This is a genomic window from Bradyrhizobium erythrophlei, from assembly GCF_900129425.1.
Classification (GTDB): domain Bacteria; phylum Pseudomonadota; class Alphaproteobacteria; order Rhizobiales; family Xanthobacteraceae; genus Bradyrhizobium; species Bradyrhizobium erythrophlei_C.
On the sequence record NZ_LT670817.1, the window covers coordinates 1,010,494 to 1,031,420 of the forward strand.

The 20,927-nt window shown below is 61.6% G+C and carries 18 protein-coding genes; 11 read left to right on the forward strand and 7 right to left on the reverse strand.

What is annotated here, in order from left to right:
* Positions 1-156 precede the first annotated feature (156 nt).
* A complete protein-coding gene (locus tag B5527_RS04880) occupies positions 157-1,032 on the reverse strand; it encodes an aldo/keto reductase family oxidoreductase (RefSeq protein ID WP_079600265.1) in 876 nt (291 codons plus the stop codon).
* A 94-nt stretch (positions 1,033-1,126) separates the two neighbouring features.
* Here B5527_RS04880 and B5527_RS04885 point away from each other — a divergent pair, with 94 nt between their 5' ends.
* The 3 genes from B5527_RS04885 to B5527_RS04895 all read left to right on the forward strand — a co-directional run bounded on the left by B5527_RS04885 (position 1,127) and on the right by B5527_RS04895 (position 4,564).
* Positions 1,127-2,020, forward strand: a complete 894-nt coding sequence (locus B5527_RS04885; RefSeq protein ID WP_079600266.1) for a LysR family transcriptional regulator — start codon at positions 1,127-1,129, stop codon at positions 2,018-2,020.
* 185 nt (positions 2,021-2,205) lie between these two features.
* On the forward strand, positions 2,206-3,567 hold the full coding sequence (locus B5527_RS04890) for an acyl-CoA dehydrogenase family protein (RefSeq protein ID WP_079600267.1): 1,362 nt from the start codon (positions 2,206-2,208) through the stop codon (positions 3,565-3,567).
* Between the two features lie 250 nt (positions 3,568-3,817).
* Positions 3,818-4,564 (forward strand): helix-turn-helix transcriptional regulator, encoded by a 747-nt coding sequence (locus tag B5527_RS04895; RefSeq protein WP_172842483.1) that lies wholly within the window; start codon positions 3,818-3,820, stop codon positions 4,562-4,564.
* A 33-nt stretch (positions 4,565-4,597) separates the two neighbouring features.
* Here B5527_RS04895 and B5527_RS04900 read toward each other — a convergent pair whose 3' ends face one another.
* The 3 genes from B5527_RS04900 to ctrA all read right to left on the reverse strand — a co-directional run bounded on the left by B5527_RS04900 (position 4,598) and on the right by ctrA (position 6,825).
* Positions 4,598-5,752 (reverse strand): glutathionylspermidine synthase family protein, encoded by a 1,155-nt coding sequence (locus tag B5527_RS04900; protein ID WP_079600269.1) that lies wholly within the window; start codon positions 5,750-5,752, stop codon positions 4,598-4,600.
* 9 nt (positions 5,753-5,761) lie between these two features.
* A complete protein-coding gene (locus B5527_RS04905) occupies positions 5,762-5,983 on the reverse strand; it encodes a hypothetical protein (RefSeq protein ID WP_079600270.1) in 222 nt (73 codons plus the stop codon).
* A gap of 140 nt (positions 5,984-6,123) precedes the next feature.
* The gene (gene ctrA, locus B5527_RS04910; protein WP_007600544.1) at positions 6,124-6,825 is read right to left on the reverse strand and encodes a response regulator transcription factor CtrA; all 702 of its coding nucleotides are present in this window, start codon (positions 6,823-6,825) and stop codon (positions 6,124-6,126) included.
* Between the two features lie 366 nt (positions 6,826-7,191).
* On the opposite strand from ctrA, the gene fliI reads away from it, so the two are divergent.
* From fliI to B5527_RS04930, 4 genes are all read left to right on the forward strand, one after another.
* Positions 7,192-8,517, forward strand: a complete 1,326-nt coding sequence (gene fliI / locus B5527_RS04915; RefSeq protein WP_079600271.1) for a flagellar protein export ATPase FliI — start codon at positions 7,192-7,194, stop codon at positions 8,515-8,517.
* A gap of 109 nt (positions 8,518-8,626) precedes the next feature.
* Positions 8,627-9,046 (forward strand): flagellar export protein FliJ, encoded by a 420-nt coding sequence (fliJ, locus tag B5527_RS04920; protein ID WP_079600272.1) that lies wholly within the window; start codon positions 8,627-8,629, stop codon positions 9,044-9,046.
* 193 nt (positions 9,047-9,239) lie between these two features.
* The gene (locus B5527_RS04925; RefSeq protein WP_079600273.1) at positions 9,240-9,785 is read left to right on the forward strand and encodes a sigma-70 family RNA polymerase sigma factor; all 546 of its coding nucleotides are present in this window, start codon (positions 9,240-9,242) and stop codon (positions 9,783-9,785) included.
* Positions 9,786-9,822: 37 nt separating this feature from the next.
* Positions 9,823-10,701, forward strand: coding sequence for an anti-sigma factor (locus B5527_RS04930; RefSeq protein ID WP_079600274.1), 879 nt, complete (start codon positions 9,823-9,825; stop codon positions 10,699-10,701).
* 258 nt (positions 10,702-10,959) lie between these two features.
* Here the strand turns inward: B5527_RS04930 and B5527_RS04935 are convergent, their stop codons facing one another.
* Together B5527_RS04935 and flhA are read right to left on the reverse strand one after the other, a co-directional pair.
* Positions 10,960-11,160: a hypothetical protein gene (locus tag B5527_RS04935; protein ID WP_079600275.1), complete on the reverse strand. Its 201-nt coding sequence runs from the start codon at positions 11,158-11,160 to the stop codon at positions 10,960-10,962.
* 332 nt (positions 11,161-11,492) lie between these two features.
* Positions 11,493-13,727, reverse strand: coding sequence for a flagellar biosynthesis protein FlhA (flhA, locus tag B5527_RS04940; RefSeq protein ID WP_154072013.1), 2,235 nt, complete (start codon positions 13,725-13,727; stop codon positions 11,493-11,495).
* Positions 13,728-13,946: 219 nt separating this feature from the next.
* Between flhA and B5527_RS04945 the strand changes: the two genes are divergently transcribed.
* Together B5527_RS04945 and B5527_RS04950 are read left to right on the forward strand one after the other, a co-directional pair.
* Positions 13,947-15,248 (forward strand): MFS transporter, encoded by a 1,302-nt coding sequence (locus B5527_RS04945; RefSeq protein WP_079607076.1) that lies wholly within the window; start codon positions 13,947-13,949, stop codon positions 15,246-15,248.
* A gap of 489 nt (positions 15,249-15,737) precedes the next feature.
* On the forward strand, positions 15,738-17,921 hold the full coding sequence (locus B5527_RS04950) for a hypothetical protein (protein ID WP_154072014.1): 2,184 nt from the start codon (positions 15,738-15,740) through the stop codon (positions 17,919-17,921).
* Between the two features lie 430 nt (positions 17,922-18,351).
* Here B5527_RS04950 and B5527_RS04955 read toward each other — a convergent pair whose 3' ends face one another.
* On the reverse strand, positions 18,352-19,932 hold the full coding sequence (locus B5527_RS04955; protein ID WP_079600279.1) for a caspase family protein: 1,581 nt from the start codon (positions 19,930-19,932) through the stop codon (positions 18,352-18,354).
* 249 nt (positions 19,933-20,181) lie between these two features.
* Here B5527_RS04955 and B5527_RS04960 point away from each other — a divergent pair, with 249 nt between their 5' ends.
* Together B5527_RS04960 and B5527_RS04965 are read left to right on the forward strand one after the other, a co-directional pair.
* Positions 20,182-20,433, forward strand: a complete 252-nt coding sequence (locus B5527_RS04960) for a type II toxin-antitoxin system VapB family antitoxin (protein ID WP_079607077.1) — start codon at positions 20,182-20,184, stop codon at positions 20,431-20,433.
* Positions 20,430-20,831: a type II toxin-antitoxin system VapC family toxin gene (locus B5527_RS04965; RefSeq protein WP_079600281.1), complete on the forward strand. Its 402-nt coding sequence runs from the start codon at positions 20,430-20,432 to the stop codon at positions 20,829-20,831. The genes B5527_RS04960 and B5527_RS04965 overlap by 4 nt, the downstream gene beginning before the upstream one ends.
* The last annotated feature ends 96 nt before the right edge of the window (positions 20,832-20,927 follow it).

Below are 20,927 nucleotides of genomic sequence, written 5' to 3' on the forward strand. Positions count from 1 at the left end.
CTTCTCACCGACTTCCCTAGATGAGTGTTTTTACACGGCCAAGGTCCAAAGCGCACGACGCGCCGTCAAGTCAGAGGTAATCGAGAAGCCGCGACCGCAACGCCGCGAGCGACGACGTTGCGAACCAAGTGGATCGCCGACCACTTTCGGAGGCCATCAGGCGGCGATGGTTGCGACGCCCTCCAGCTGCTTGATGACATCGTCGGACAAAACGATCGCGGTCGCCGCCAGATTTTCCTTCAAATGCACCATCGACGAGGTGCCGGGAATGAGAAGGATATTGGGCGCGCGACGAAGCAACCAGGCAAGCGCGACCTGCATCGGCGCAGCGCCTAGACGCGCGGCGACGGCGGACAAGGTGGACGATTGCAGCGGATTGAAACCGCCGAGCGGGAAGAACGGCACGTAGGCGGTGCCGTCGCCCGCAAGATCGTCAATCAGCGCGTCGTCGTCGCGGTGCGCCAGGTTGTAATAATTCTGCACGCAAACGATCTCGCAAATCTTGCGTCCTTCCGCGATTTGCGTCGGCGTGACGTTGCTTAGTCCAATGTGACGCACCATGCCTTTGCGTTGCAGTTCGGCAAGGACAGTGAGCGGCGCTTCGAGCGATCCTTCGGCAGGGCCATGCACGTCGAACATGCTGCGCAGGTTGACGACGTCGAGCACGTCGACTCCGAGATTGCGCACATTTTCGTGCACGGCTTGCGTCAGTTCATCCGGTGACATGGCCGGAATCCACGATCCATCGGCGCCGCGCCGTGCGCCAACTTTTGTGACGATGGTGAGATCGTCGGAGTATGGGTGCAGCGCTTCGCGGATGATCTGGTTGGTGATGTGCGGCCCGTAGAAATCGCTGGTGTCGATGTGGTTCACGCCTTGCCCGACGGCCTCGCGCAGGACGGCCAGCGCTCCGTCGTGATCCTTGGGCGGGCCGAAAACGCCGGGGCCTGCAAGCTGCATGGCGCCATAGCCCAGGCGATTAACAGTGCGGCCGCCGAGAGTGAAAGTGCCGGACTTTTGAACACTGGTCATGGTCGATCTCCTTGTTGCGACCACCCTCAGCTAGACCTTGCCAGCATGCACGAAAATAGGCACAATTTGCACAGGTCGTGCGGAAATCCGAACAATGAAAGCGAATCTGGCTGACCTCAATGCATTCGTCTCGGTGGCCCGCGCCGGCGGCTTTCGCGATGGCGCGCGCGCGAACGGCCTCAGCGCATCGGGCCTGAGCGAGGCGGTTCGCAGGCTGGAGGCGCAGCTCGGCGTCAGGCTCCTCAACCGAACAACGCGCAGTGTCGTTCCAACCGAGGCGGGCGAGCGCCTGCTGGAGCGGCTCACCCCGGCGCTGGCCGAGATCGAAGCCGCCATCGACGTGGCCCATGGCCTGTGTGACCGGCCGGCAGGTACGCTAAAGCTGAATGTCCCGGTCAGCGCCGCGCGGCTGGTGCTGCCGGCGATCGTTCCGGCGTTTCTCGCTGCCTACCCGGACATTCGCCTGGAGGTAATCGCCGAGGAGAGTTTCGTCGACGTGCTCGCGGCCGGTTGCGACGCCGGCATCCGGTATGGTGAGCGGTTGGAGCAGGACATGATTGCGGTGCCGATCGGTCCGCATCAGCAGCGTTTTTCCCTGGGCGCGGCCCCGGCCTATCTCGATCGACGAGGAAGACCGGAGCACCCGCGCGATCTGCTCGGCCATACCTGTCTGCAAGGCCGGTTTGCGAGCGGGGCGACGATGACCTGGGAGTTCGAGCGCGACGGTGAAGTCGTCAAGGTCGACGTGACGGGGCCGCTGACGGTGCGCATCGGCGGCGCCACCGATCTCCTTGTCGACGCCGCGATCGCAGGCACCGGCATCGTGCCCTTGTTCGAGGACTGGCTGCGCCCGCACTTTGAAAGCGGCGCTCTCGAACCGGTCCTCGAACCCTGGTGGCAGCGTTTCGCGGGGCCGTATCTCTATTACCCTGGACGGCGGCTTGTGCCGGCGCCGCTGCGGGCCTTTGTCGATTTCATCAAGGTATAGGCCCACAAAGTTTCGCAGCGGCCGTCAAAAGGCTGGCGCCTGATGCATCTGCATCTAGCACGACTGTCGTGGTTCGTAGTAAATTGTTTGAGGGGGAGCGCGAGAGCCATCGGCTAGGGCGCGCACCGCCAGTCGTGGAACTACTTTAGCGCTGCCCTCGGACCCTCATTGAAGGAGGCGCAGCAATGGCCATCGATTTCAGGCTGACGACAGAACAGCAGAATCTGCGGGAGACCGCGCGTGACTTCGCGCAGAACGTGCTCGCACCGCTGGTTCCCGATGCAGATGCAACGCGCGACCCGCATGAGGCCTTCGCCAAGACCAAGCCGGCTTATGTCGAGTCTTATAAGCTTGGGTTCGCCATGGGATTCCTTCCCAAGGAGTACGGTGGCGGCAGCGTCAGCAACCTCGACCTCCAGCTGGTCGCCGAGGAGATTTGCGCCGTTGACCCGGGCTTCGCGACGACGCTCCTGGTCAATGGTTTGGGCCTTATGAACGTCGCCTGGTTCGGCACCGATGCCGAAAAGGAGAAGTGGCTTCGGCCGGCCTGCACGGATGCGAAGGGAGAGTACCTTGCCGGCTGGGTGGTAAGCGAGGCAGGGGGCCGTCCCGGCGGCACCGCAAATTTCGATGCACCACAGCCGTCACCCGTAGGCATCGGTCTCACCGCCGAGCTGACGAACGGCGAGTACGTGCTGAACGGACGCAAATACTGGCCGTGCAATGCCGGCGGGTGGGACAAACAGGGCGCCGACGTCAACGTATGCATCGTCAGGACGGACAAGACGAAGGGCGGCAAGGAGGGTCTGAGCGCAATCATGGTGCCGAGAGGCGCGCCGGGCTTCCGCGTCGAGAAGGTCATCGACACGATGGGCCATCGCCTCTGTCAGAACAATTCGCTCGTGTTCGACAATGTGCGTGTTCCCGAAGAGAACATCATCTCCGGCACGAAGGGCAACGGCGACCTCGTCATCAGCAAGGCCTTCACGTGGTCGGGCCCGGTCGCGGCGATCGCCGCAGTCGGTGTCGCCAGAGCCGCCTATGAATACACCCTCGAATGGGCCAAGGGTCACACGGCAGGTGGTGCTCAGCCGATCATGCAACACCAGCATGTGGGTTATCTGCTGTCGGATGTGGCTATGAAGATCGAGGCTGCGCGCTATCTCTCCTGGAAATCGGCCCAATACCTCGATCTCTATGACAGCGAGGGCCATGTCCCAGGCGCCTGGTCGAAGATTTTCGGCGGGGAGACCTGCGTCGAGGTCGTATACACGTGCATGCGCATCATGGGCGTCAACAGCTACGATCGGAGCCATCCGCTCGAGAAATATATGCGTGAGGCCCTGTGCTTCCCGATCTACGACGCCGGCAACATCGGCATGCAGCGTCGCAAGATTCATGGCGTGATGGCCCACGATTCATTCGACCCGCGCGCCTTGGTCGACAACAAGGCGATGGTCTTCTCGAAGGAGATGGAAGGATTGGACACGTCCCCGAACCTGGTCGAAACGGGGACGCCTCCGGAGCCGCACAGAGTGGCGGCTTAGTGCGCAGTCCGGAGCGGGTGGACGATCCGCGGGCCGAGCGAAGGCCGAGGCCCAGCGCTCGGCCGCTGCCGTCAGCGCCCCTGACGGCAGCGGCCGGCGATCGGTAGCTGTAGCCCGGCGCCGCAAGATCAAGCAGTTGGACGCGAGTGATCGCCAGGATCATCGACGAGGTCCTTACTGGTCCCTCATGCGCGAGAACGAAGCGATTGTCCGGGTATATCCGGGACACGTATCGGAGCGGGAGCGGCCCATGACGCTGATGCTGTTGCCGGACCTTCCGAAAGGCATACGACCGCTCGTGACGCCAATCGTCGACACCGCCGATGCCGCCTTTGTCATGTCATTAGACTGCCAATTCCTGGCCTGGGGCTCTCGCGCTCAGCAGCTGTTCGGCTTCTCCCCTCCCGATGTCCTGGGCCGGTATTGCTACGATGTGCTGCCGGCACGCGACGCCTCAGGTCGATGCCTGTGCAGCGTGAATTGCCCGATGGTCGTCGGCGCGCGTTATGGTTATAGCGTACCCCCGTCGGAGGCTCGCATCTGTACGAAACAGAACGGTGCGATCTGGGTGCGGTTGAGCCCGATTGTGCTCCGCGCACCGCACGGAGCCATTTGCGCCATCTTGGTCCTCGCCACCGACGTGGGTCGCTACAAGCTTGCCGAACAGCTCGTACGCTGGATCGCAAGCCGCCTCGATGCGGGTGAGGATTCGTCGACCTTTGCGGCTGGCGATGCCGCAACCATGCTCAGAACCTGCTTCCCGGATCTGACCCAACGGGAATCGGAAGTGTTGTGGGAAGCGGTCATTGGCAAGGACTACCACGAGATCGCCACGGCGCTTGGCATGCAGCCGACGACGGTGCGCAACCATCTTCAACGCATCCTCACCAGACTGGACGTGCACTCACAACGACAAGCCGTCCTCAAGGCAGTGCTGGCTCTTGTAACGCCACGGACGGGATCCCAAGCTGCACCATCAATGTCGCGATCTTATTAGGTCGGGTTCGTAATATAAGTTGTCACCAAATCTCTACAGGATGGCGTGCGGCAAAAATCGCGACGTATTGCCGGTGATCGGATTCTCGTCCTCGCGGATCGACAGCCCGCACGGCGTGTGGTCGACCAGCCAGCTGCCGAGCACCGGATACTGGCTGGAAAAATTCGGCAGCGGCGCCAGGGCCTGGCGAATAAATCCTTCCGCGCCGTACGGTCCCTCTTGCTCCACAACCGTTACGCCCTCGCTGACCAGCGCGACGTTGGCGCCTTCGCGCGAATAGAGCGGCTTGCGCACGAACGAGGTGCCGAGCCGCGCCGCGTTCGGATCATCCTCGAAATAGGCCGGCAGCAAATTGGGGTGATTTGGAAACATCTCCCACAGCAACGGAAGAATGCCCTTGTTGGACAGGATGGCTTTCCATGGCGGCTCGATCCAGCGCGTCGGCGCTTTTATGAGCCGCTCGCCGAACGCATCGTGAAACATCCATTCCCATGGGTATAGTTTGAACATCAGTTCGATCGAACGCTCGGGATCGACGAAACGGCCATCATCGCGCCATCCGATATCCTCGACATCAATCAAGGTGGTCGCCAGCCCGGCCTGCCGCGCGGTGTCCTCGAGATAGGCCAGCGTGCCGGCATCCTCGGGGTTTTCGATCGTTCCCGCCAGATGAAGGTGGCGGTCGCCGCCGAGCTTGGTCCACGCCTCGATCAGACGTTCATGGATCGAATTGAACTGGTCGGCGTGGGACGGGATGATGCGCCGCTCGATCGCCTGCTCCAGCCAGGTCCACTGAAACACCGCCGCCTCGAAAATCGAGGTCGGAGTGTCCGCGTTGTATTCCAGCAGTTTCGCCGGGCCGCGTCCGTCGAAGCTGAGGTCGAGCCGGCCGTAGAGGCTGGCTTCGTCGCGATACCAGCTTTCGGAAATCAGCGGCCAGAACGCTTCCGGTATTTTCAGCCGGCGCAACGTATTCTCGTCGTCGATCGCGGAGGCGACGAGTTCGAGGCACATCGCGTCGATCTCGGCCGTGGGCGCCTCGATCTGGCGCTCGATTTCATCCAGGGTGAAGGCGTAGCAGGCGCGTTCGTCCCAATAACGCTCGCCGTCGATGGTATGAAAATCGAACCCGGTCTCGTCAGCGGTGATGCGCCAGTCGTCGCGCTCGGGGCAGGCGAGGCGCTGCATCGACGGCCGCTAGCCGCCGCCGTGCGCGTGGCCGTGGAATCGATGCGGTCCGCCACCGAAGCCGCCATAGGTTACGCGGCAAGTCTCGATCAGCCGCCCGTCCGGGCCGCGCACCGGCTGCAACACGAATCCAGGACCGCAGTACCCGCCTCGCGGGACGAATCCCATCGATACCGCGCCGGCGGCCGCGGTCCCCATCATGGTCAAGACGACACGGCGCGAGCGTTTCATGGTGCGGCCCCTAACGGATTTCCCTGTCGTCATTCAGGCATGCGCGACGCGATGAGGCAAGCCCAAAACAAAAACCCCGCCGTTCGCGGCGGGGTCCACTCGGGAGGTTGCGAGCTGCAAAGCTCGCCGAAACTTTTCGATCAGGCGGGAATGCGCTCTTCGACCTCGTGCGGCTCGCGCAGCACGTAGCCACGGCCCCAGACGGTCTCGATGAAGTTGCGGCCTTCGGAGGCGTTGGCGAGCTTCTTGCGCAGCTTGCAGATGAAGACGTCGATGATCTTGAGTTCCGGCTCGTCCATGCCGCCATAGAGATGATTGAGGAACATCTCCTTGGTCAGGGTGGTGCCCTTGCGGAGCGAGAGCAGCTCCAGCATCTGGTATTCCTTGCCGGTCAGGTGCACGCGCTGGCCGCCGACCTCGACCGTCTTGGTGTCGAGATTGACCACGAGATCGCCGGTCTGGATCACCGACTGGGCGTGGCCCTTGGAACGGCGCACGATCGCATGGATCCGCGCCACCAGTTCGTCCTTGTGGAAGGGCTTGGTCATGTAGTCGTCGGCACCGACGCCGAGACCCTTGACCTTGTCCTCGATGCCGGCAAGGCCGGAGAGGATCAGAATCGGGGTTTTGATCTTGGAGACCCGAAGCTGCTTGAGCACGTCGTAACCGGACATGTCAGGCAGGTTGAGGTCGAGCAGGATAATGTCGTAGTCGTAAAGTTTGCCGAGATCGACGCCTTCTTCCCCGAGATCCGTCGTGTAGACGTTAAAACTCTCGGATTTAAGCATCAACTCGATCGACTGCGCGACGGCGCTGTCATCTTCAATCAGCAAAACGCGCATGCCAGTCCCCTATAGTCGCCGCTCCGGGCGTCAGGTCGGCCGCACTTGCGGCACTCAAAACGCCTTTGAACAACTGATTCGGATCCTGACGACATATGGTTAACAAAATCTGATTCGAGTTCGCAAGCTCTATCGGTGCAATTTTTGTCGAATCGCCCTAAGATATTGCAGCGAAGCAGATTTTTGTATCCGTTCTCGTTCAGGTTCCACATTAAGAGACGGGCCCAACCGACTCCTGCGACTCGCCCTTCCTTCTGACGGTCGAGCGTCCTCAGTTACCAAAGACAGTGACGTAATGATTAACGATGCGGGTAAACACGAAGTTAAAGCCGGGGCTGAAAAGCGCTGAAACTTAAGGTTTTCGCAATGAAAGCACTCGCCGAGCAGATCAGCGACATCGACGGCGTCAACATTTATGGCCGCGTGGTCGGCGTGCGCGGCCTGATGGTCGAGATCGCCGGGCCGATTCACGCCATGTCGGTCGGCGCCCGCATCGTGATCGACACCGGCGGCAACCGCTTCATTCCATCCGAGGTCATCGGCTTCACCGGCAGCAACGCCGTGGTGATGCCGTTCGCCGGCCTCGAGGGCGTCAGGCGCGGTTGCCGCGCTGTCATCGCCAATGCCGCCAGCCAGGTAAGGCCTTCGCCGGCATGGCTCGGCCGCGTCGTCAATGCGATGGGCGAGCCGATCGACGGCAAGGGGCCGTTGCCGCAAGGCGCCTCGCCGATGCCCTATCGCAACTCGCCGCCGCCGGCGCATTCGCGCAAACGGGTCGGCGCGCCGCTCGATCTCGGCGTGCGGGCGCTCAATACGTTTTTGACCTGCTGCCGCGGCCAGCGGCTCGGCATCTTCGCCGGTTCCGGCGTCGGCAAGTCGGTGCTGCTGTCGATGCTGGCGCGCAATGTCGACGCCGATATCACGGTGATCGGCCTGGTCGGCGAACGCGGCCGCGAGGTGCAGGAATTCCTGCAGGATGACTTGGGCGACGACGGTCTGGCGCGCTCGGTGGTGGTGGTGGCGACCTCCGACGAGCCCGCCTTGATGCGGCGGCAGGCGGCCTACCTGACGCTGGCGATAGCAGAATACTTTCGCGATGAAGGCAAGGATGTGCTGTGCCTGATGGATTCGGTGACGCGTTTTGCGATGGCGCAACGCGAAATCGGCCTGTCGGCGGGCGAGCCGCCGACCGCCAAGGGCTACACGCCGACCGTGTTCACCGAATTGCCGAAGCTTTTGGAGCGCGCCGGTCCGGGCACCGGCGTCGGCACCATTACCGGCATCTTCACGGTGCTGGTGGACGGCGACGACCATAACGAGCCGATCGCGGACGCGGTCCGCGGTATTCTGGACGGCCATATCGTGATGGAGCGGGCGATCGCCGAGCGCGGACGCTTTCCCGCGATCAATATTCTGAAGTCGGTGTCCCGCACCATGCCGAAATCGGCCGATCCGGTCTATCTGCCGACCATCATGAGGGGGCGTCAGGTGATGGCGACCTATGCCGACATGGAAGAACTGATCCGACTTGGGGCCTATCGCGCCGGCTCGAGCGCCGAGGTCGACGAGTCGATCCGGCTGCATGGCCCGCTCGAAGGGTTCCTGCGCCAGGCCAAGGACGAGGTGACCGGCCTGAGCGAGGGTTACCGCCAACTTGAGCAAATCCTCGGAAGTTTGGAAACGGAACGCTAACTTTGTCAGGCCATCATCCGCGCGACACAAATAGCGATGCCGGCGGGGCCCTCGGGGGATGCCGGTCCTGTCCCGCGTTCAGATTGGGACTTCTGGGGAGTATGAGTCGATGAAGTCACGTGAAACCCTGATCCGCCTGAAGAAGTTTCAGGTCGACGAAAAGCGCCGAAGGGTCACCCAGATTGAAGGCATGATCGCCGATTTTCAGCGTATGTCGGTCGACCTGGAGCGCGAGATCCACACCGAGCAGGAGCGCGCCGGGATCAATGATCCCACGCACTTCGCCTATCCGACCTATGCCAAGGCTGCGATCCAGCGGCGGGAAAACCTGACCCGTTCCGCCGACGAACTGCGGATTCAGCTCGAAGACGCCAAGAGCCTGCTGACCGAGGCGTTCGAAGAGCTCAAGAAAGTCGAGCTGCTGGACGAGCGCGATCAGGCCCGCGAACGCGCCGAAGAAAACGCCCGCGAACAGGCCGATCTCGACAGTATCGGCCTGATGCGCGCACGCATCGGGGCCGTCGCCTGAGGCGCAGCACTCCGTCACCTGCCAAAGCACATCAAAACCCGGGCCGCGAGGTCCGGGTTTTCTTGTGATGTCCACAGGTCGGCGACCGCCGACTTGGTGGACTGGTTCGGCGCAAGCTATGATACGACGAGTCAGGAAATGCCGCTTAGATGTGTAGAAAAGCGATGTTGAATCGCGACTTTGGGGGCAATGAATGCTGACGCCAGCTGAGCTGGTCTGGCTGATCGCCGCCGTGGCGAAGGGGGATGAGGCCGCTTTCGAGCGCCTGTATGCAGCCACACGGGCGAAACTCTTCGGCCTGGTGGTGCGTATCTTGCGCCGGCAGGATCTCGCGGAGGAGGTCATTCAGGAGGCATACGTCAAGATCTGGAACAGTGCAGGACAGTTCAATCCCGGCCTGGCGTCGCCGATCACGTGGATGGCGTCGATTGCCCGAAACCGTGCGATCGACGTCGTGCGCAAGAAGAGCGAGCTCTCGATCGAGGAGGAGCCGGCGGCGATGGAGGTGGCTGCCGAAAGTCCGGATCCGCTGGCGCGCCGGGAGATGAGCGAAGAGTTGAAGCGGTTGCTGGAGTGCATTGGCCGTCTGGAGCCGGATCGGCAAAAGCTGGTGCTGCTGGCCTATTACAACGGTTGGAGCCGCGAGCAGCTGGCGGCAAAGTTCGAGACGCCGGTGAATACCGTGAAGACCTGGCTGCGTCGCAGCATGATGGACATCCGGGAGTGTCTTGGACTCTAGAAGACCTCGGACTTTAGCAGATCTTGGACTTTGAATAATGGCCTACAGCGAAGACCATATCGCGCTCGCCGCGGAATATGCCCTCGGCACGCTCGATACCGAGGAGCGGGCGCAGGTCGAGGCTATGATGGCCGTCGACAAGGATTTCACCGCGATGGTTCAGGCCTGGGAGCACAAGCTCGGGATCCTGAATCAGATGGTTGGATCGGTCGAACCGCGCGCGGAAGTCTGGGACAGGATCAGAACCGCCGTGGGACACTCCGAGCCGCAAGGGCCGCTGATGCTTCCCGACGCGCCGCGACCGCCGCCGGCTGTGCCCGAAGTCGAGACGCCCGCCGTCGTGGATACGTCCAACCTCATTCGGTTGTCCGCCCTGGCGAGGCGCTGGCGCAATATTGCGACGTTGACGACGGCGATCGCCGCCGCACTGGTCGCCATGATCGCGGTCGGGGTCTATCAGCCGGATCTGCTTCCCGAAGCCATTCGCCCCAAACCGCGGACCCAGGTGGTTGAGGTCAAAGCCCCCGCGGCGCCGACGCCGCCGTCCGCCCAGTATGTCGCGGTGTTGCAGAAGGAGGGCGGATCTCCCGCCTTCATTCTCACCGTCGACGCGGCGACCAAGGACTTCACCGTCCGCAAGGTCGGCGCGGCAGCCGATCCCGGCAAGAGTTTCGAACTCTGGCTGATCTCCGACAAGTTGCCGCGGCCGCGTTCGCTGGGCGTCATCGGCGACGGCGATTTCACCGCGCGTCCGGTACTGGCGTCGTACGATACCGACACCATCAAGACGGCAACCTATGCGGTGACGCTCGAGCAGGCCGGCGGCTCACCGGACGGCAACCCGCACTCGGCGCCGGTCTATACCGGCAAGCTGATCGAGACCGTTCCGCCGGCCGCGCCGACGCCGCCGCGGTAGAGCCTGATCAGTCGGAAGAAAAGGACAGGCGTCTTGCGCACCGTCCGCTCTCTCCCTTTGGAGGGGGCGATGGCGAAAGTGGGGGAGAGAACGCACCCGCTTCGCAACCGAGAGTAAGACCAGACCAGCCCACAAAATGAAAACGCCCGTGGGGAGCGGGCGTTTTCGGTAGTCAACTTGGGGGTAGTTGGGTCTTCTTATATCCACGAGGCGACTTTGGGGGGCTGGTTAAAGAGCCACGTGAATTCCTTAAACTCCTCAACGGACGAGCGACGTATCCGAACTGGTGACCGCCACCGGTTTGCCGGCCTTGATGACGCGCGCAGTCTGGGTATAGCCGTCGTCCGAATTGTTCCGAGCCGAGACGCTGAGGCCGACCACCACGATACCTGCCACGAGGGCTACGACCACGATCTTGAGGTGAGTCGAGCGATCCGCGCTGTAGATCGAATGGTTCATGGAAGCCTCCCGGCGTCTCCCCTGCACCCTACGGATTTGTCTCTGTCGCCCGCTGGCAGGTTCAACAGCTCATGGCAAGCAAAGTAGGAATTCGGCTTTAAGTTCCTAAGAGGCGATCACAAAGCAGTGAAAAGACTTGAACGCCCGCGATCAGCGTTCTCGGCCGGAACCCTCCAGCTGACGATAACTAAATTATTTCAAAATGTTATTAGAGATTAAGAGTTTGGTGCGAGCTGTGGCGCCAAACGGCCCCCAACCCGGCTTGGCAGAAAATCGTTTGCCTGTGGCAAAAAAGATGCGGCTTCGGTGCTTCGGCCAGCCCTCGCTGCTAGCTAGATGCTTCCGACCGTCTTCAGCCGCGCGCGGGGATGGATTTCGGCCTGCGACAACACCGTCGTTTGCGACCTGAAGCGCTCCACCAGCGAACGCACGAAGGGACGGATCGCCGCCGAGGTCACCAATACCGGCGCCTCGCCTTCGCGGGCCGCCTGTTCGAAGCGCTCGCGTACCACGGTCATGAACTCCGACAGTCTTGAAGGCTGCATCGCAAGACTGCGCTCCTCGCCCGTGCCGATCAGCGACTCGGCAAAGGCCTGCTCCCATTTTGCCGACAGCGCGATCAGCGGCAGGTAGCCGTTATGGGAGGTATTCTGGGCGCAAATCTGCCGCGCCAGCCGGGCGCGAACATGCTCGACCATGGTGGCCGGGTTGCGCGAAAACGCCAGCGCGTCGGCGATGCCTTCGAGAATGGTCGAGAGATCGCGGATCGAGATGCGCTCGGCGAGCAACAGCTGCAGCACGCGCTGAATGCCCGAGATCGTGACCAGGCTCGGCACGATGTCCTTGACCAGTTCGCCCTGCTCCTTCGGCAGGTCCTTCAGGAGTTTCTGCACCTCGCCATAGGACAACAGGTCCGACATATTGTTCTTGAGAAGCTCGGTGAGGTGGGTCGAGAGCACGGTGGCGGCGTCGACCACGGTATAGCCCTTCAGCGAAGCCTCCTCCTTCAGGCTGGCATCGACCCAGGTTGCCGGCAGCCCGAAGGTCGGCTCGGTGGTATGTATGCCGGGCACTCCGACCTGGTTTCCTGCGGGGTCCATGACCATGAACTGGTTCGGCCAGATCCGGCCGGTGCCGGCATCGACTTCCTTGATCTTGATGACGTAGGTGTTGGCCTCGAGCTGCACGTTGTCGAGGATGCGCACCGCCGGCATCACAAAGCCCATCTCGATCGCGAGCGAACGGCGCAGCGCCTTGATCTGCTCGGTCAGGCGGTCGGTTCCGTCGGGGCCGTTGACCAGCGGCAGCAGCGCATAGCCGAGTTCGATCTTGAGATCGTCGATCTTTAGCGCGGTTGCGATCGGCTCTTCGGCCGCGGCGTTCGCCGCGGCGGCGGCTGCGGGAGCGGCGGCGGCGACCGCCGCGGCTGTCGAGGCCGCGCGTTTGCGTTTGCCCGCCGTGATCGCCAGCGCCGCCGCGCCGCCGCCCAGCAGCAGGAAGGGAATCATCGGAATACCCGGCAGGATCGCCAGCACCAGCATCACACCGGCCGACATGCCGAGCGCCTGCGGATAGCCGGAAAGCTGCTTCATCAGCGCCTTGTCGGCGGCGCCGCTGACGCCCGCCTTCGAGACCAGCAAGCCCGCCGCGGTGGAGACGATCAGCGCGGGCACCTGCGTCACCAGGCCGTCGCCGACGGTCAGCAGCGTGTAGCTGCGTGCGGCTTCGCCGAAACCGAGGCCTTGCTGGAAGACGCCGATGATGATGCCGCCGATGATGTTGATGAAAACGACCAGAAGGCCGGCGACCGCGTCGCCGCGCACGAATTTCGACGCACCGTCCATCGCACCGAAGAAGCCGCTTTCGTCTTCCAGTGCCTTGCGGCGCTCCTTGGCGACTTTCTCGTCGATCAGCCCGGCGGACAGATCGGCGTCGATCGCCATCTGCTTGCCCGGCATGGAATCGAGGTGAAAGCGGGCCGCGACTTCCGCGATACGTCCCGAACCTTTGGTAATGACGACGAAATTCACGATCACCAGAATCGCGAAGACGATAATTCCGATCACGAAATTGCCGCCCATCACGAAATTGCCGAAGGCTTCGATGACGTGGCCGGCGGCGTCGCTGCCCTCATGTCCGCGTGACAGGATCAGCCGGGTCGAGGCCAGGTTGAGCGACAGCCGCAGCATGGTCGAAATCAGCAGAATGGTCGGGAACGAGGAGAATTCCAGCGGCGCCTGGATGAACAGCGATGTCATCAGGATCAGGATCGACAGCGTGATCGAGATCGCGAGAAAGAGGTCGAGCACGATCGAGGGCAGCGGCAGGATCAGCACGACCAGAATGGTGAGGATACCGAACGCCAGCGCGAGATCGCCGCGCTTCAGGATGGTGCCGATTTCGCTGAAACTCGGAATGCCGCTTCCGGGCGCCCTTGCGATCTGCCCTGCCGTGACATCGACCATCGTTGCTGCTTCCCCCCGCGAATGCCGGTCACGGGCGCCAAACGTCTGCGCGGCGGCCGAAGGACCACCGTTTCGAAAGTGAGGCACCGCACTGGCGTCCACGGGTACTCCCCCGTTTTACGCGGCTGACGACACTCAACTTTTTTACTGGGCAATTTTTGCCCGGTTTATGGTTAGGAAAGGGTTAACGGCGTCCCTCAGTCGTTCCGGGCGCGAAGCGAACCTCAGATGCGCAATTGCGCATCGGGGAACCTCGAGATTCCGGGTTCGATGCCAGTGCATCGCCCCGGAATGACGGAAACCCTGTTGCACTGCATCTGCATGCCCAATATCGCGCCATGTTGCTTGACCCACGGGCCGCGGGCAGGGAAGTTGCCCGTCGTGCACGCTCCCTCCGATTCCCAAGGTCGCCAAGCTTTCGCCCCTGATTCCCGCCAGGCTTGGGTGCGGCTTGCGCTCGCGCTGGTGATCGGCTCGATCGGCAGCGTCGGCATGTGGTCGGTCGTGGTCGTGCTGCCGGGGGTGCAGGCCGAATTCGGGGCCAGCCGCGGCGATGTATCGTTGGCCTTTACCTTCACCATGCTCGGCTTCGGTCTCGGCGGCGTCGCCGCCGGAAAGATCACCGATCGCCTCGGCATCGTGGTGGCGATCGGGCTTAGCATCGGCTTTCTTGGCGTGGCCTATGTGGCCGCCGGCCTTTCGACCACGCTGTGGCAGTTCATTGCCGTGTATTTCCTGATCGGACTGGGGACGTCGGCGACCTTCGCGCCGCTGATGGCGGAGGTTTCGCACTGGTTCGAACGCTATCGCGGGCTGGCGGTGACCATCGTTGCCAGCGGCAATTATGTCGGCGGAACGATCTGGCCGCCGCTGGTCAATTGGGGCGTGCAGTTGGCCGGCTGGCGCACCACCCATATCGCTGTCGGAATTTTCTGCGCCGTGACCATGACGATGGTGCTGCTGCTGCTGCGCGCCCAGATCGGCGGCGCAACACGGCGAGATCATGAGAACGCGCCGCCGCCGCGGGTCGATCTGCGGCTCAGCAACAATACGCTGACGGCGCTGCTGTGCATCGCCAGCGTTTCCTGCTGCGTGGCGATGGCGATGCCGCAGGTTCACATCGTCGCCTATTGCGGCGATCTCGGCTACGGTGTGGCGCGCGGCGCCGAAATGCTGTCGCTGATGATGGCGTTCGGGATCGTCAGCCGCATCGGATCGGGGTTTCTCGCCGACAGGATCGGCGGCGTCAGAACGTTGATGATCGGATCGGTGGCGCAGGGTTTTGCGCTGCTGTTCTATCTGTTTTTCGACAGTCTCTCCTCGCTCTATATCATCTCCGCGATGTTCGGGCTGTTCCAGGGCGGTATCGTGCCGAGCTACGCCATCATCGTCCGCGAATCGATGCCGGCCAGCGAAGCCGCGACCCGGGTCGGCATCGTGATCCTGGCTTCCGTGGTCGGGATGTCATTCGGCGGCTGGGTCTCCGGCGTGATCTTCGACGCGACCGGCTCCTACGCGGCGGCTTTCCTCAATGGCCTTTTGTGGAATGCGCTCAACATCACCATCGGGGCCGGGCTGTTGCTCCGGGCGCGGCAACGGCTGGCGATGGCGTCAACGACCTGAGCATGCCCATGGAAGGCCGCCCCAACAACCGCCGGGGCCGACGGCGCCGTTTCATTGACGCTGTCCGTGAAACGTGCATCATACCATCAGGACAACCGAACGCCAGTTCGACATTTGAAATGCTTGATTATCGAAGCGTCATTTGTATTGCGGGAGTATCGTTCGCGTCATTGCACCATTCCAAATTTTTCAAAGTCCGATTATTCAGATTGAGGAGAAAGTCATGCGGCATCTCGTGCGCATTGTCCTTTCCATATTTGTCGCCGCTCTGATCGTTCAAACGACAGCCATCTCGAAGTCTTTCGCCGATTGTCCGCCGAATTGCAGAAAGGGGAATCAGAGTGCGCCTCCGGCCTCGCCCCCGCCCTCGAACCCACCCCCCAAATGAGAGCGTTGCTGTCTGCGATTAGACGCGCCGGCGCTGGTGCGGCTTTCCGTATTTGATATGCTTTTCCAATGCGAACGAATTGACGGACGAGCCACGGCACCATGCTCAGGGCTTCCAAAAAGGCAACGAGCCAGGAATCGCCAGACCATCGGCAACGTTTGAGCGCCTGGGCACCCAAAACGCAGCGCGCGGCGGCACGCTGGTTGAAAGCCGGTCGAAAAGTCTGGTCTTTGCAAGGCGCGGGGCTAATGACCGCCGCGGCGGCGCTGATCAGCATCATCCAAATTCTCGTTGCGGTTCAGGGCAAGCTGGTGATTCTTCCGTTCGAGGTCAGGAGCGATCAAAATACGCCGAGCGATCTGGGAGCGTCGTTTTCGGCCAGCCTGTCGATCGCTCTGAATGAATACAGGTCGCTATTTCCCTCCTCGGCTCCGAACAGCGCACGGCAGACTGTTACGAGCAAAAACTATCCCGACCTCGTTCAATCCTTCATGTCGGACCTGCCGTTTGTTGAGATTCCGAGATCTTCACCCTTGAACAAAGGTGCGACGGTCCTCGAGGCAATTAAAATCGGGCCGATTTCGATACCGGTCAGTCAGGTCGTGTTCGAGAATCTGGCTTTCTTTCACGACGACACGTTGCGAGGAACGCTTGAGATCTGGGGAAACGAACTCGTTGCGAGGATTTCGCTGGGGAACGACGATGCAACGACCACCATTTCTGTTCCGAAAGATCAGGGCTACCGTGCGCTGATAGATCGTATAACCGTGGAATTGCTTCAAAAGAAGAAGTGGATTTCTCCAATCCCGATGAAGCTGTCAGCTTTGACGTTGTTCAGTGAAGGGCTGCACAATTATTTGAACTTCGACTTATATGCAGAAGACAGGTTCATCAGCGCTGCCCGGGAAAAGTACCAAGCCGCGTTGCAGGCGGACCCTGATGCCGATCTGGCCCGTCTCCATCTAGCCGCTACGCAGTACATCAGCACCGACCCGGCAATCATCGCAAAGGCGGTAGAGAATTTCTCGCTGCTGGTCGGAGACCGGCATTTCAACCGCGCCGCCAGAATTGGATATGTCGCTTCTTCTTTGCGATACATTGAGCGCGCGGGCGGGTGCACCGGGTTATACCGGTTTCTGGCTCCGACCCTCCAGGAGGTCCGATCATGGGAGCAGGACGGGAAACCCCCCGCTGGAATCGAAGAACTGCTGCTTTGGAGTGCAACGTTTCAATTGACCGCTGACTTTCTGCTCCCCGGCAAGCCGTGCGCGCAATGGATTAAATCGACGTTACGGGAAGACAGCGTCACCAAGCTGTTCGAGAAGGCACAACAGGGCTACGAACAGGCAAAGGCGAAGATCGCGGAACCAAAGCGATACCCGGATAGCGTAGTTGCACGATATCAATTTTACGTTCTTCTCAGCACCAAATATTTGCTCGATGACATGGTCGATTATTCCCTGCTTTTGAAAACCCCAAATCTGGAGCTTGCAAACGCCGCGCTGGAACGCGGCAAGGAAATCGAGAAGCAGAAGGACGCGATGCCCGAAGCGCAGCAGCGCTTTTTCGCAACCAGCATCGCCGGCTCTGTTGCAGACAGCTATTTGCGGATAGCGAAGATATACGAATCGAACGCATCAGCGGCAGGACCGCTTGTTTCGGCCGCCATCGATCAACTACGGCTGGCGGCAGGATCAACCGAACCGCTCACCGCGCAATGGGCTTTGTTCCGGCTGGCTGACCTTGAACTGGGCCGATCGAACGCGCGAACGTCAATGGAGTGGTTGACCCGGGCCTATAGCGGTTTGCCGTCGTTTTCCAGCGCCTTCGATGAATCCTATTTTCCGTTTGGCATCCTGGTCGAAAAGCCCAGCCAGCGCTGCGAGGCCATCACGCTGCTCAAAAAAGGAAGCGCAGCAGGAAGCGTCGCGAGTAAACTGCTTCTTATCGACGCGCTGCGGCGGATGGGCGATTTGCCCAACGCATTGGCGACTGCGGACACGCTTCGAACGTCCGTCGATTGGTCGACCAAGTGGATGGGCGGCGCGATCCAGCAAAAGCTCTCGCTGGTCGAAGCGAAACTGAAGCCGCACAACACAGTTCCTGTCGATATGGAGGCGCTGTGGAAACAATCCGATTCGCTGGGCCCCGAAAACGAGTTTCTGAAATTTGACGTTTACGAACTGGCGGAAATCATCGGGGATGAAGCGCTCTTGACAAAGCTGAAAGCGAGAATATCGTTTCCGCCATTGCATCAATCTGGAGTTGTCCAGTCCAATTGTTGAGGTTGGTTCAGGAGATAGTCATGAGAGCCCTCGTGCGCATTGTCCTTTCAATATTTGTCGCCGCTCTGATCGTTCAAACCGCTGGTATTTCCAAATCGTTCGCCGATTGTCCGCCAAACTGTAAGCCGAAAGAAGCTCCGCCCCCGAAGCCATAACGCCTGAAGAGCCTCGGGGCCCCGAATTCATTTCGCCTGCGCGATATGGTTATTTTGGCGATCGCGCGGGGATTTGTTTCGTCTTCTGTCCTGAAGTCGGCAAGGCTGACCGGACGGATGCTGAATTTTCGTCTTCAGGCCGCAAATTGTTTTGATGTATCTTGACGCGAACCGGTACGGCCCCGGATTGCGTCGGGGCAGGCTTTGGCTCCAAAACGCTTCACACCCCCTGGCCCGCCTTGCCGGTGCGGAAGCGACCGCAAACGTTGTTTTCATTACCGCGGCATCCCCCGCAGATTTTGCTTCGCTTCGGGATTGCCGAGCGCCGCCGCCTTCTCGAACCACTGGCGCGCGGCCCTGACATTGCGGCGAACGCCGTCGCCTTCGTTGTAGATCACCCCGAGGTTGTTCATCGCGGCGGCGTTGCCGAGCGCCGCGCCTTGTTCGAACAGGTGCCGTGCCTCGCCATAATCGCGGGGTACGCCTTTGCCATAAAGATAGATCAGGCCAAGATTGCCCATGCCTGCAGGCACGCCGGCCTTGGTCGCCAATTCGTACAACCGGCGGGCTTCCGCCAGGTCCTTGACCACGCCGTGCCCGGTCTCATAGAGCCAGCCGAGGTCGACCATGGCGATCGGTTCGCCGGCCGCCACACCCCTCGCGTACCAGCGGCCCGCCTCGACATAATTGGTGGGTACGCCCTCGTTACCCTCGTACACGCTGCCCAGATTGTTCATCGCCATGCCGTAACCGGCGGCGGCTGCTTGCTCGTAGAGCCGCCGCGCCTCGACATAGTCCTTCCGCGCGGTGGCCACGCGTCCGGCCTCGAAGGTAAATCTCACCACTTCCGGATAGTGCGCGATCGCGTCGTTGCAGGCTGTGGAGGCCGCGGCGACGTTGATCCTGTCCACTTCCACGCCTGCGAGGTCCGGCGCATGCCCGGTATCGTAGGGCATCCCGGCCAGCCGGTCGCAGTCGGTGACGAGATCGCGGCGGAGCGGATCGTCCGGCGGCGTGATCCGGGCTTCCTGAACGGGCGTATCAGGCGGTGCCAGCGCCGGCCAGGCGTCCACCGTCGGCGGCTTGCCGGCGAAATAGAAATTGCCCGCGATCGGCGAGGAGGACACCCACGGCAGTTGCTGGCCGCCGGTCGCCTTCTCCACCGCAAGGCCGACTTCGTTGAACGACTTGAACAGGCCGAAGCCGGGCCGCTGCATCGTTTCCGCCAGCGCGCGCGTATACGGGCTGTGACCGTCGTCGCCATCGAGCGAGACGCTGCGCGGCTGGGTCGCAAACGAAATCAAGGTCCCGATGGGTGCCTGCATCTGCGCAAGGCCGCCCGTGGTCGAGCGTACGCCGCGGTCCCTGAACGGGTTGTCGCGACAGGCGTCGAGCAAGACCAGGTTGATCCGCGCCCCGGCTTTTTCCATCTGGCCGAGAATGCTCGCAAGACCGGTCATCTGCGCAAACACATCGCCTTCATCGGCCGGATGGGCGTCGACCGGGACCAGATAGTTGAGGCCGTGCGTCTCCACGCCGTGGCCGGCATAATAGAACAGCGCGACGTCGGCTCCGGTCAGCGCCGTGCCGAACTTGCGCAGGGCCTCGTCGAAGCCTGCCTTGTCGAGGTCAAGCTGGGCGCCGCCGCCGACGATGGCAAAGCCGAGCGAGGACAGCGTATCCGCAATCAGCCTGGCATCGGCCGTGGGGTTGGGCAGCGCCGGCACGGTGCGGTACGCCGAATTGCCGATCACCAGCGCGACGCGTTTTTCCGCATGCGCCGCCGAGCAGCGGCCGGCGCACATCAACAATGCCGCGAGTATCCATCGCGACACGATGCCGATCCGGCCGTCCATGACAATGCACTCTCCGCGCGCGAGCGAATTCCCGCTGTCTGTTGGTGTCGTAACGGCAGGGATTGGTTCGATCAGTGAAGGCCGCCGCGGTCCGAAACGATCGGCGAGTGTGGCCATCTTATTCATTTTAGTTGAATGGCTGGATGCAGCGTCACAGATCCAATCTTTCCAGAGGTCCGGATACCGGGCTACCACACCTATCTTGCATCAATGGTAGAAATTATATATAATTCTACCATGAGGAAGGCGATGCATCTGAACATCAAAAACGACGAGGCCCATAAGCTTGCAACCGAGCTTGCCGAACTGACCGGCGAAAGCCTGACCTCGGCCGTCACGCTGGCCTTGCGGGAGCGTCTCGCGCGAGAGCGCCGTCGCCGTCGAACCGACCGCATCGCGGCCCGATTGATGAAGATTGGTAGCCAGTTTGCTGCGCTCGCCGATACCGGACGCGGCCCGGACGAAATCCTCGGTTATGACGACGACGGCTTGCCGACATGATCGTGGTCGACAGTTCGGCCGTCATCGCAATCTTTCGCCAGGAGGAGGATGCAGAGGTTTATGCGGAAAGCATCGCAGCCGATGAAGATCCGGTGATGTCCGCAGCCAACCTGGTGGAGGTATCGGTTGTGTTGCGTGGGTTGAAAAAGACAGTGCCGGAAAAGGCTGAACGATGGCTTGACGATTTCATCAAGGCGGCGGGCATCCGGATAGAACCGGTAACGCCAGAGCAGGCGCAGGCGGCGCGTTTGGCACACTTGAGATACGGCAAAGGTACCGGGCATGGCGCGGCGCTGAACTATGGCGATTGCTTCGCCTATGCACTGGCAAAGGCAATGGACGCGCCGCTGCTGTGCAAGGGGAACGATTTTCCGTTGACCGACATAGGCATCGCGTAGTCGGAGTGTTCGGACGGACCGGCCTTCATCGCGCGCGGGCGATGCGCTATCGTTTACAAAGGCTCCTTCCACCACGAATGCCGCCCAAGGACGCAA

Excerpts from the sequence above, each read along its gene's own strand:
- B5527_RS04880 (WP_079600265.1), bottom strand. The coding sequence starts at position 1,032 with ATGACCAGTGTTCAAAAGTCCGGCACTTTCACTCTCGGCGGCCGCACT.
- B5527_RS04885 (WP_079600266.1), top strand. The coding sequence starts at position 1,127 with ATGAAAGCGAATCTGGCTGACCTCAATGCATTCGTCTCGGTGGCCCGC.
- B5527_RS04890 (WP_079600267.1), top strand. The coding sequence starts at position 2,206 with ATGGCCATCGATTTCAGGCTGACGACAGAACAGCAGAATCTGCGGGAG.
- B5527_RS04895 (WP_172842483.1), top strand. The coding sequence starts at position 3,818 with ATGACGCTGATGCTGTTGCCGGACCTTCCGAAAGGCATACGACCGCTC.
- B5527_RS04900 (WP_079600269.1), bottom strand. The coding sequence starts at position 5,752 with ATGCAGCGCCTCGCCTGCCCCGAGCGCGACGACTGGCGCATCACCGCT.
- B5527_RS04905 (WP_079600270.1), bottom strand. The coding sequence starts at position 5,983 with ATGAAACGCTCGCGCCGTGTCGTCTTGACCATGATGGGGACCGCGGCC.
- ctrA (WP_007600544.1), bottom strand. The coding sequence starts at position 6,825 with ATGCGCGTTTTGCTGATTGAAGATGACAGCGCCGTCGCGCAGTCGATC.
- fliI (WP_079600271.1), top strand. The coding sequence starts at position 7,192 with ATGAAAGCACTCGCCGAGCAGATCAGCGACATCGACGGCGTCAACATT.
- fliJ (WP_079600272.1), top strand. The coding sequence starts at position 8,627 with ATGAAGTCACGTGAAACCCTGATCCGCCTGAAGAAGTTTCAGGTCGAC.
- B5527_RS04925 (WP_079600273.1), top strand. The coding sequence starts at position 9,240 with ATGCTGACGCCAGCTGAGCTGGTCTGGCTGATCGCCGCCGTGGCGAAG.
- B5527_RS04930 (WP_079600274.1), top strand. The coding sequence starts at position 9,823 with ATGGCCTACAGCGAAGACCATATCGCGCTCGCCGCGGAATATGCCCTC.
- B5527_RS04935 (WP_079600275.1), bottom strand. The coding sequence starts at position 11,160 with ATGAACCATTCGATCTACAGCGCGGATCGCTCGACTCACCTCAAGATC.
- B5527_RS04945 (WP_079607076.1), top strand. The coding sequence starts at position 13,947 with ATGCCCAATATCGCGCCATGTTGCTTGACCCACGGGCCGCGGGCAGGG.
- B5527_RS04950 (WP_154072014.1), top strand. The coding sequence starts at position 15,738 with ATGCTCAGGGCTTCCAAAAAGGCAACGAGCCAGGAATCGCCAGACCAT.
- B5527_RS04955 (WP_079600279.1), bottom strand. The coding sequence starts at position 19,932 with ATGGACGGCCGGATCGGCATCGTGTCGCGATGGATACTCGCGGCATTG.
- B5527_RS04960 (WP_079607077.1), top strand. The coding sequence starts at position 20,182 with ATGCATCTGAACATCAAAAACGACGAGGCCCATAAGCTTGCAACCGAG.
- B5527_RS04965 (WP_079600281.1), top strand. The coding sequence starts at position 20,430 with ATGATCGTGGTCGACAGTTCGGCCGTCATCGCAATCTTTCGCCAGGAG.